Origin of the sequence: Geothrix terrae (genome assembly GCF_022808775.1) — a bacterium.
GTDB lineage: Bacteria > Acidobacteriota > Holophagae > Holophagales > Holophagaceae > Geothrix > Geothrix terrae.
In genome coordinates this window covers 536,836-546,276 of record NZ_JAKZLA010000003.1, presented here as the reverse complement: position 1 = coordinate 546,276, position 9,441 = coordinate 536,836, and the positions used below count along the sequence as shown (strand labels likewise).

Below are 9,441 nucleotides of genomic sequence, written 5' to 3'. Positions count from 1 at the left end.
CATCGGGGATCGAGTCACCCCGGCTTTCCCCTTGTTTCTGCTGTCGCTCTGGCCCACCTGAGGACCCCACGATGACCTCCGCGATTCCCGGCGCCTTTCATCCGAGTTCCCGGCTCTACCGGTTCACGATCCTGATCTTCATCAGCCTGCTGGTGCTGGGGAGCTACTTCGCCTACGACAGCATCGGGGCCCTCGAGACCACGCTGATGCGGGAGCTGAACCTCGACCGGAGCACCATCGGCAATCTCTATACGGCCTATTCGGTGGCCGCCATCGCCATCGTGTTCTTCGGCGGCATGCTCTACGACAAGCTGGGGCCCCGCAAGGCCAGCCTGCTGTTCAGCACCCTCGTCTTCCTGGGCGCGGTCATCGTGGCGGTGGCGAAGGGCAAGTGGATGCTCATCTTCGGACGGCTGATCTTCGGCGCCGGCTCCGAATCCCTCATCGTGGTCCAGAGCGCCATCATCAGCCGCTGGTTCAAGGGCAAGGAGATGGCCATGGCCTTCGGGATCGCGCTGACCCTCAGCCGGGTGGGCACGCTGTTCTCCTTCAACACCGAGGAGCTCATCGCGGACCACTTCCACAGCTTCCGCACGGCCCTCTGGGCGGCGGCCCTGCTCTGTCTCTTCTCCGTGGTCTGCAACCTGGTCTTCGTCGCCATGGACCGGCACGGCGAGCGCGAGCTGTCCCTGCCGAAAGCCGGCGCCGGCGACAAGATCGTCTTCTCGGACCTCAAGAAGTTCACCTCGTCCTACTGGTTCGTGGTGCTGCTCTGCGTGACCTTCTACAGCGCCATCTTCCCGTTCACCGCCCTCTCCACGGACATGTTCCACGACAAATGGGGGATCCCCCTGGTCAGCGTCTCGAACGGGGGGTTCCTGTCCCGGGTGTTCTACAACTTCACCCACATGTTCAGCACCGCGCCGGGGATCACGAGCATCGCCATCGCCGCCTCGATGTTCTTCGCGCCCTTCGCGGGTGACCTGGTGGATCGCCTGGGCCGGCGCGCCTCTCTGATGGTGGTGGGCTCCCTGCTGATGATCCCGGCGCACCTCCTGATGGGCATCACCCACTGGAATCCCATCCCGATGATGGTGATGCTGGGCGCGGCCTTCGTGCTGGTGCCCGCCGCCATGTGGCCTTCGGTGCCCCTGGTGGTGGAGGAGAACCGGGTGGGCACGGCCTTCGGCCTGATGACCGCCATCCAGAACCTGGGTCTGGCGCTGTTCCCCTATCTCAACGGCAAGCTGCGGGACGTGACGGGAACCTATACCTCCACCCAGATCATGTTCGCGGGGCTGGGCTTGGCCGGGCTCGTCTTCGCCTTCCTCCTGCTGCGGGCGGACAAGCGGCATGGCGGCGTCCTGGAGGCCGGATCCTCCAAGGCCTGATCATCGGAGCCCGGGTAGACTGAAGGCCCTTTCCGGAGCACCCATGACCTGCTGGCGGAGGACCCTCGCACACCTGGCCGGTGGCTTGGCGCTCCTGGCCGCCTTGGTGGCCCCGCTGGCCTGCGGCCCCGAGCCGGCGCCTCCGACTCAGCCGGCCCAGGTTCAGCAGGCCCCGCCGAGCGACCCGATTCCCGCGCCGGCCCGAGAGACCCTGGCCTACGTCCGCCAGCACGGCTACGCTCCGCCGGGGTACATCGGCGGGCGGGTCTTCGGGAACTACGAGGGGGCGCTGCCCCGCTACGACGCCCGCCGCAAGCGCATCGAGTACCGGGAATGGGACGTGCACCCCAAGGCCGAGGGGCGCAACCGCGGTGCCGAGCGCCTGGTGACCGGCAGTGACGGCCGGGCCTGGTACACGGCGGACCACTACCGCACCTTCACCGAGGTGAAGTGATGGCCGAGGTGGACTGGTCCTTTCTGGCCTCGACCCAGCGGCCCCGCGTGCATGTGTGGTCCGGGTCCGCCTCCGCCCTGGTGGATGCCGCGCCCGTGGAGACGGGCCGCATGCTCCGCTGGCTGCGGGGCGATCGCATGCGGACCCGCCAGGGACTCCTGGACGAATGGGCGGCCGCGGCCCAGTTCCCGCCCCACTTCGGCGGCACCTGGGACAGCCTGCGGGACTGCCTCTCGGACCTGCCCGAGGGCGGCGCCTTCCTGATCCTGGAGGCGGATCAGCTCCTTCAGGACGCACCGCCGGAGGATGGGGTCACGCTGATGGCCGTCCTGGCCGATACCGCCGAGGATCTGGCTCCCCAGCCCTTCCACCTGGTGCTCCAAGTGGATCCCGCCCGCCGGGGCGACCTGGTGGCCGGCCTCCGGGCCCTGAATGTGGCCTACCGGGATCTTTGACGTGGGATTTTCGGCCGGCTCTAGAACTGGGCCCTGAAGGCTTCGAAGGCCTGGCGCAGGTCCGCGAGCTCCTCGCGCAGCGAGGCGACCTCGACTTCCAGCTGTTCCACCCTGCCGGGCGTGACGGGAACGGTGGCCTTGGCGGGAGCGGTCTCGGCCGCCACCGGGCCCGAGAGCAGGTGCGCCACCCGCGCCTCCCGGGCGCCCGGGGCCCGGGTCAGGCGCACGGCCAGGGGGGGCTCCGCTTCCATCAGGGCCGCCAGGCAGCCCTCCAGCTCCGCCAGGTCAGGGAAGGCGTACATGCGCTTCGTGTTCGTGCGCAGCTCGCCGGGCGTCTGCGGACCCCGCAGCAGCAGCTCCGCCAGCAGGGCCGCCTCCTGCACGGACAGGTTCCAGGTGGGCTTGGCCGTGTGGGCGAACTTGAGCACCCGGCCCGGCCAGGTCTCCACCAGGCCCCGGCCGATGAGCGCCTCCACCGCCGCATGGACCTCCGCCTCTGCCACCGCCAGCACGGGCTCCCGGTTGCTGGACTGGTTGCAGGCGTTCACCAGGGCGTTCAGCGAGAGGGGATAGACGTCCGGCGTGCTGAGCTGCTTCTCCAGCAGGCAGCCGAGGATGCGGCATTCCAGGGGAGTGAGGTCGACGTCGGGCATGGAGGCATTATGCCTCTGCCGGAGGCCGTCCCAGGTCCTCCAGCAGGGCCCGCTGGGTGGCGGGGCCGAGCGAGGTGCTGGCTGCGAGCTCCGGCAGGTCCACCATCAGGCCCGCGGGGACGCGGTCGTCCACGGGAAAGATGAGGAACTGCACGGAGGAGAGGCGGGCCTCATCCATCTGGGTCGCATCGAAGCGGGCCGTCTCCCGGGTGCCGTCCGTGAAGGTCAGGTGCAGGTGGCCCGGGAGGCCCCGCCAGCGCCGGAGGAGCACGGGGCGCAGGGCCGCGTCCGGGATCTCGATGAGCAGGGTGCAGCCCAGCTCCCCCTCGCCGCCCAGGAGGGCGTTGTAGGTGTCCAGCTCGTGCTGGATGTCCGATTCGCGCACCATCTGCTCGGCCCGCACCATCTCCTGGATCTGGTAGCGGATGGTCTCCCGGTTCTCGAAGAGCAGGGTGAGGTGCTCGCCCAGGTGGACCCGGCGCAGGTCCTTGGCGGCCATGGCGGAGGCCCGGATGGCGTCCCGCCGGTCGGCGTAGGTGAGGAAGTCCAGGATCTCGGAACGATCGACCCGCGCCATCGTCACTCCACCTGAGGATCCACGGCCTTCGGAAACCCATCCTTGCGGTAGGCCCGGGCCAGGATGGTCATGGGATGCAGGGCCCGCCGCCCGGCGTGCTGTTCGAACTGCATGCCCGCCAGGGGGCACTCTGTGGCCCAGACCTCCGCCTCTTCCGCGGCCTGCATGCCCGTGAAGGCCTTCTGGCCCACGCGCCGGCTGGCCTCGTAGGTCTCGGCGCGCATGGCGTAGGTGCCGTCGTGGCCGCAGCACTCCATCACGGAGGTGAGGGTGACACCGGGGATCTTCTTCAGCAGGTCGCGGCCCTTGAAGCCCACCCGCTGGGCGCGGAGGTGGCAGGGGGCATGGTAGGCGATGGGACCGGGGCTGGATTCGAAGCTCCAGTTCGCCCGGGGCTCGTTCCGGATGGACCAGAGGAACTCCGCGGGATCGCGCACGGCGGCGGCGAGCTTCTTCGCCCGCTCACGGTCCGCGCCCTCCAGCAGCTCCGGATACTCCTGGCGCAGCATCATGGCGCAGGTGGGGTTGATGGCCAGCACCAGCGAGCCCGCCTCCACGTGGGGCATGAGGGCGTCCAGGTTGGCGTGGGCCTGCTTCCGGAGGCTCTCCAGGTCGCCGTGCTCCCAGGCGGGCATGCCGCAGCACTGGAGCCCCTTCACACAACCCGCCCGGCAGCCGTTCTTCTCCAGCACCTCCAGGGTGTCCTTGCCGAGCTGGGGCTCGTTGTTCTGCACAATGCAGGTCTGGAAGAGTACGGCCTCAGCGCCGGGCTCCGTCTGGATGCGGCCGCTCTTCTCGGCCCAGGCTTCGAAGGTGGCGGCGGCGAAGTCCGGCAGGTGGGCCGCCCGGTGGATGCCCAGCGTCTTCTCCATGAACCAGCGGTGGATCGACACCCGGTTCATGGTGTTGGCCAGGCCGAAGGAGGCCCGGGCCAGCTTCGCGGAGAGGTCCGGATTGCCCAGGAGCTTGTCCCGGAGCGTGCCGCCCTCGCGCTTCCGGCGCTGGGCCTGGTAGCGGTGGACGAGCTTGGGGAAGTCGAGGGCGAAGGCGTGGCCTTCCCGGGGTGTGTAGGGGCACTGCACCTCGCAGAGCTTGCACTGGAAGCAGCCGTCCATGACGCCGTCGCGCTCCGCCTTCGAGAGGGCGCGCACGTCGCCGTGGTGCTTCTCGTCCAGCAGGGCGAAGAGGCCGGGGAAGGCGTCGCAGTACTTGAAGCACATGCGGCAGCCGTGGCAGATCTCGAAGGCCCGCTCCACCTCCTCCTTCAGCAAGGTCTCGTCCCAGTAGCGCGGATCCGCGGCATCGTAGGTGGTGCCCTTCCCGGCCACGTAGCTGATGCGCTCGCCCGGTGTGGTGTGCGGGCGCGCGTGGTCGCCCACCTCGTAGCGCTCGGCCATGCGTCACCTCGAAAGGATCCGGAACGCGAAGAACGCAGAGGTAGCGAAGGACGCCGAGCAATCATTCTTTGTTCGCGGCTCTTCGGCCTGTTCGCGTCCTTCGCGTTCCCGCTTTTTTTAGCTGATGGATTCGAGCATCTTCTGGAAGCGGCCGGCGTGGCTCTTCTCGGCCTTGGCCAAGGTCTCGAACCAGTCGGCGATCTCGGCGAAGCCCTCCTCGCGGGCGGTCTTGGCCATGCCCGGATACATGTCCGTGTACTCGTGGGTCTCGCCGGCGATGGCGGACTTGAGGTTCAGGGCGGTGTCGCCGATGGGCAGGTCCGTGGCGGGATCACCCACAGCCTTCAGGTAGTCCAGGTGCCCGTGGGCATGGCCGGTCTCGCCGTCGGCGGTCTCCTTGAAGTTGCCTGCCACCTCCGGGTAGCCCTCGATGTCGGCCACCTTGGCGAAGTAGAGGTAGCGGCGGTTGGCCTGGGATTCGCCCGCGAAGGCGTCCTTCAGGTTCTGGTGGGTGCGGGTGCCTTTGAGCTTGGTCATGGCTCCTCCGGGATCGGGTCCCCAACATAGGTCCGGGGGCGCCGGCGGGCCGATACTTCTTCCAGATCGCGTTGATAGGGTGTGGCTATCGGCTTCGCCATTGAGTCTTGGCAGATCCGATTACGGCTGCCATCCTCCCCCCGTGGCGCGCCCCTCGGACCTCTCCTTCCGGCAGCTGGAGTACCTGGTGGCCCTGGCAGACACCCTGGGCTTCCACCGGGCGGCGGCGCGCGTCCACGTCTCCCAGCCCTCCCTCAGCGCCCAGATCCAGCAGATCGAGGCCACCCTGGGCCTGCGGCTGTTCGAGCGGGACCACCGCCGCGTGCTCCTCACGCCCGCGGGCGAGGCGGTGGTGGCCCGGGCCCGCCGCATCCTGCGAGAAACCCAGGACCTGCTGGCCTCGGCCCAGGTCTGGCGGGATCCCTTCCAGGGCGTTTGGCGCCTGGGGGTCATCCCCACGGTGGCGCCCTACCTGCTGCCGGAGGTGCTGCCCGTCCTGGCCGCCGCGCACCCGGACCTGCGCCTGAAGCTGCGGGAGGAGCGCACGCCCGTCCTGCTGGCGGAGCTGGCCGCAGGGGGCCTGGAGGCGGCCATCCTGGCGGAGGGGACGGACCTGGGCGACCTGGTGCGGGTGCCCCTGCAGGAGGATCCCTTCCTGCTGGCGGCACCCCTCCACCATCCCGCGACCCGGAAGGCCCAGGTGAGCCTGCGGGACCTGGAGGGCCAGCCCCTCCTCCTGCTGGAGGATGGTCACTGCCTGCGGGGCCAGGCCCTGGCCTTCTGCGGGGAGGCGGGGGTGCGGGAGGTGGACTTCCGGGCCTCCAGCCTGCCCACTCTGGTGCAGATGGTGGCCGCGGGCCTGGGCCTCACGCTGCTGCCCGGCCTTTGCATCCCGGTGGAGGCGAGCCGTGCGCCGCTGGCCCTGCGCCCCTTCGGCCGACCCACACCCGGACGCACCCTGGTGCTGGCCTGGCGGCGGGAATCCCCCCTGGCCGAAGCCATGGGGGTCTTCGCGGAGGATCTGCGGAGGGCCTGGCCGGAAGCCCGCTAACGACCGCCTATCGCCCCACGACGCCAGCCACCGGGCTGCTGGCGCTGGCGTAGAGGCGCTTGGGCATGCGGCCGCTCTCGAAGGCGAGTCGGCCCGCCTGCACGGCGTGGTCCATGGCCTGGGCCATCTTGGTGGGCTCGCCGGCCTCGGCCACGGCGGTGTTGAGCAGCACGCCGTCGGCGCCCAGCTCCATGGCGAGCGTAGCGTCCGAGGCCGTGCCCACACCCGCGTCGACGATCATGGGCAGCTGGTAGGCCTCCACGACCTCCTTGATCAGGAGCAGCGTCATGGGGTTCTGCACGCCCAGGCCCGAGCCGATGGCGCTGCCCAAGGGCATGACGGCGGCGCAGCCCACGTCGCAGAGCTTCTTGGCGAGGATGGGATCGGCGTTCACGTAGGGCAGCACCGTGAAGCCCTCCTTCACGAGGATCTTCGCGGCCTCCAGGGTCTCTTCGTTGTCGGGGTAGAGCGACTTCTGGTCGCCGATGACCTCCAGCTTCACCCAGGGGGTGTCCAGGGCCTCCCGGGCCAGGCGGGCCACGCGCAGGGCCTCCTCGCGGGTGTAGCAGCCGGCGGTGTTGGGCAGCAGGGTGATGTCCTTGGGGATCCAGTGGAGGATGTTGTCCTGGCCCTTGGCGTTCAAATCGAAGCGGCGGACGGCCAGGGTGACCATCTCCACCCGCGCGGCCCGGTAGCAGGCCTGCATGGTGGCGAAGTCCTTGTACTTGCCCGTGCCCAGCACGAGGCGATTGCTGAAGGTCTTGCCGGCGATGACGAGGGACATGGGGCGCTCCGAGACTCCAGTCTAGCCCCGCCTGCCTCCGCCTAGAGGGGCCGCGCGCCCGGACCGATCAGGGCCAAATTCCGTTCCCCCGCGCTGCCCCGGTAGATGATCAGCAGGGGCAGGGGTGCATAGAGATCTGGGGCCCGCAGGAACACCAGTCCCCGCCGGGTCTGGCCGGCCCTCAGCAGCCCCGGGGACCAGGCCTGGTCTCGGAAGAACGCCTCCAGATGCCGGTTGCTCCGGGCGGCGATGAGGGCGTTGGGAATCCCGATGCAGGCGCCGACGATGACGAGGCCCTGGAGGATCGCTTGATCCGAAGGGCCCACAGAACCGCTGGGGGGCTTTTCCGCGGCCCCCAGACTGGCCAGGCCCGGGAGCAGTGGATAGAGGATGTAGGCGAGGCTTCGCTGTTTCACGAGGCTTGTGGCGGCCGCTGGCAGAAGGGCCGTGGCTCCCTCCGGGAGGTCCAGGCGCAGAATCTCAAGGTCGACCGAAGAGGTGTTCTCGAGAGTCAGCACGAAGACGCGCAGGTTCGCCTGAAGGGCCTTCCGCTCGTACCTCGAGTTGTCGCCCCAGGGCTGCAACGCCACCTGCCCCGCAAGCCCTTCACCGCGAATACTGGCGGGTGGCGTGGCGAGGGTCACGGGCCGGTAGATCCGAGCGCACCCCAGGCCCCCGATGATCGAAAGAAGGGCGCAGATCAGCCTTCTCATGGGGCCTCCTCAGGAGGTGGAGATCAGGCGGGATGAGGGCGGGGCCAGGGCGGCAGGGCGGAAGCGAGGCCCAGCAGCGTCCCCCACAGGTGGGCGCCAGGTAGGGTGCGCCAGCCTTCAGGGTGGAGCAGGAAGCAGCCGCCGAAGGCCGCCTCGGTCCCCAGTTTCAGCATGAGCCCCCCAAGCATCAACAGACCGAGGGGTGTGGATCCTTGCCGCCCGGTCAGGCGCAGGCCCACCAAGCCCCAAAGTGCGCAGGCCAGGCCCGAGGCGCCGCGGTAATCGCCGCCGCCGAGGGAGGGCAGGAGGAGCAGGCTCAGGAGGGGCGGAAGGACGAGCATCGCCAGGGCCAGCCGCCGCCGATCCTCGGGTGGGGCCAGGATCCACGGTACGGCCAGGGCCACGGCATTGGCCAGGGCATGCTCCCAGCCGAAGTGGACCAGGTGCCCCGTCCAGAGGCGCCAGGGCTCCCGGAGGGCCTCGGCGGTGAGGGCGAGGGGATCCATCAGGCCCGCCGGAACCGCAGGGCGAGACCGAGGACGAGGAGGGCGCCCAGGACCTCGATCCAGCCGGTGCTTCCGCCGAAGTTCCGGCCACCGCTCTGGCGCAGGGACACGCCCTGGCGGTCCACCACGTCCACGTCCTTGCGCTCACCCCGGGCCACCTCCGCCTTGAAGGCGCCCACTTCGGCGTCGAGGTTCTTGGCCAGATCCGTCATGGCCAGCTCCAGGCCCTTCGCCGAGTGCTCGCGCAGCTGCTTCTCGCGGTAGGCCCAGGTGGAGCTGCCCTTGACCTGGCTCTGGCCGGGGGCGCGCAGCAGGAAGGTATGGCTGGCCACGTCGTAGACGGCCGCGTCGATGAGGGTGTTCGTGTCGTTGGCGTCACCGGGCAGCACGTAGGCGCCCACGATGGAGAGGTAGGTGAAGCTGTACCAGCGGGGATCCGTGTTCTGCACCTGGTCCACGCTCACCAGGGCCATGACGTCCACGCCATACATCCGGGCCACCTGGTCCATGTTCTCGAAGCCGCCACCCGGACGGAGGTAGGCGCTGGGGACGAGCTTGATCTCCGAGATCCAGGGCCGGTCCTTGAAGCTCTGCTTCACCACGTCCAGAAGCTGCTTCTCCTGGCCCGGAGCCATGAGGTTCTGGACCCGCCAGGAGGCCGTGCCGCCCGGGACGAAGGCCACGCCCAGCTTCAGGGGCAGCTTGAGGCGGGCCCCGGCGGGGTTCGGCATGGGGGCGGCCTTCTCCTTCGGATAGAGGTAGTCCATGAGGCTGCTGCGGCGGACGTGCGTCTCCGGCGTGTTGCAGCCGAGGAAGGTCAGGAGCGCCAGGGCGGCAGTGAGGAAGGGGTGGCGGGGCATCGGAACTCCTTGGAAGCTGCACTCAATACGCATGCGTATGGATGCCATACGGTATGGTATGGT

Annotated in this window: 12 protein-coding genes; 4 read left to right on the top strand and 8 right to left on the bottom strand. The window is 69.3% G+C overall.

From position 1 onward, the window contains the following. Window positions 1–71 precede the first annotated feature (71 nt). From MLE42_RS08455 to MLE42_RS16120, 3 genes are read left to right on the top strand one after another with little or no spacing between them, the layout of a single operon-like run. Window positions 72–1,391: an MFS transporter gene (locus MLE42_RS08455; protein WP_243287434.1), complete on the top strand. Its 1,320-nt coding sequence runs from the start codon at window positions 72–74 to the stop codon at window positions 1,389–1,391. Between the two features lie 43 nt (window positions 1,392–1,434). After that, window positions 1,435–1,845 (top strand): guanyl-specific ribonuclease, encoded by a 411-nt coding sequence (locus MLE42_RS08450; protein WP_243287433.1) that lies wholly within the window; start codon window positions 1,435–1,437, stop codon window positions 1,843–1,845. Further along, on the top strand, window positions 1,845–2,300 hold the full coding sequence (locus MLE42_RS16120) for a barstar family protein (protein ID WP_275975783.1): 456 nt from the start codon (window positions 1,845–1,847) through the stop codon (window positions 2,298–2,300). Before MLE42_RS08450 ends, MLE42_RS16120 begins: the two co-directional genes overlap by 1 nt. 20 nt (window positions 2,301–2,320) lie before the next feature. Here the strand turns inward: MLE42_RS16120 and MLE42_RS08440 are convergent, their stop codons facing one another. The 4 genes from MLE42_RS08440 to MLE42_RS08425 all read right to left on the bottom strand — a co-directional run bounded on the left by MLE42_RS08440 (window position 2,321) and on the right by MLE42_RS08425 (window position 5,464). Next, complete coding sequence (locus MLE42_RS08440; RefSeq protein ID WP_243287432.1) at window positions 2,321–2,953, bottom strand: YceH family protein; 633 nt, start codon at window positions 2,951–2,953, stop codon at window positions 2,321–2,323. A 7-nt stretch (window positions 2,954–2,960) separates the two neighbouring features. Next, on the bottom strand, window positions 2,961–3,530 hold the full coding sequence (locus MLE42_RS08435) for a DUF3501 family protein (RefSeq protein WP_243287431.1): 570 nt from the start codon (window positions 3,528–3,530) through the stop codon (window positions 2,961–2,963). Window positions 3,531–3,532: 2 nt separating this feature from the next. Next, entirely contained in the window at window positions 3,533–4,927 is a 1,395-nt protein-coding gene (locus MLE42_RS08430) for a heterodisulfide reductase-related iron-sulfur binding cluster (protein WP_243287430.1), read from the bottom strand. Window positions 4,928–5,044: 117 nt separating this feature from the next. Beyond that, the gene (locus MLE42_RS08425) at window positions 5,045–5,464 is read right to left on the bottom strand and encodes a rubrerythrin family protein (protein WP_243287429.1); all 420 of its coding nucleotides are present in this window, start codon (window positions 5,462–5,464) and stop codon (window positions 5,045–5,047) included. Window positions 5,465–5,606: 142 nt separating this feature from the next. Here MLE42_RS08425 and MLE42_RS08420 point away from each other — a divergent pair, with 142 nt between their 5' ends. After that, window positions 5,607–6,515 (top strand): LysR substrate-binding domain-containing protein, encoded by a 909-nt coding sequence (locus MLE42_RS08420; RefSeq protein WP_243287428.1) that lies wholly within the window; start codon window positions 5,607–5,609, stop codon window positions 6,513–6,515. Between the two features lie 7 nt (window positions 6,516–6,522). Here the strand turns inward: MLE42_RS08420 and MLE42_RS08415 are convergent, their stop codons facing one another. The 4 genes from MLE42_RS08415 to rhlP are packed head-to-tail and all read right to left on the bottom strand — an operon-like array spanning window position 6,523 to window position 9,378. Further along, a complete protein-coding gene (locus MLE42_RS08415) occupies window positions 6,523–7,299 on the bottom strand; it encodes a thiazole synthase (RefSeq protein WP_243287427.1) in 777 nt (258 codons plus the stop codon). A gap of 41 nt (window positions 7,300–7,340) precedes the next feature. Next, on the bottom strand, window positions 7,341–8,012 hold the full coding sequence (locus MLE42_RS08410) for a hypothetical protein (RefSeq protein ID WP_243287426.1): 672 nt from the start codon (window positions 8,010–8,012) through the stop codon (window positions 7,341–7,343). 23 nt (window positions 8,013–8,035) lie between these two features. Further along, window positions 8,036–8,518, bottom strand: coding sequence for a rhomboid family intramembrane serine protease (locus MLE42_RS08405; protein ID WP_243287425.1), 483 nt, complete (start codon window positions 8,516–8,518; stop codon window positions 8,036–8,038). Next, a complete protein-coding gene (gene rhlP, locus MLE42_RS08400; RefSeq protein ID WP_243287424.1) occupies window positions 8,518–9,378 on the bottom strand; it encodes a rhombotarget lipoprotein in 861 nt (286 codons plus the stop codon). The genes MLE42_RS08405 and rhlP overlap by 1 nt, the downstream gene beginning before the upstream one ends. Window positions 9,379–9,441 lie beyond the last annotated feature (63 nt).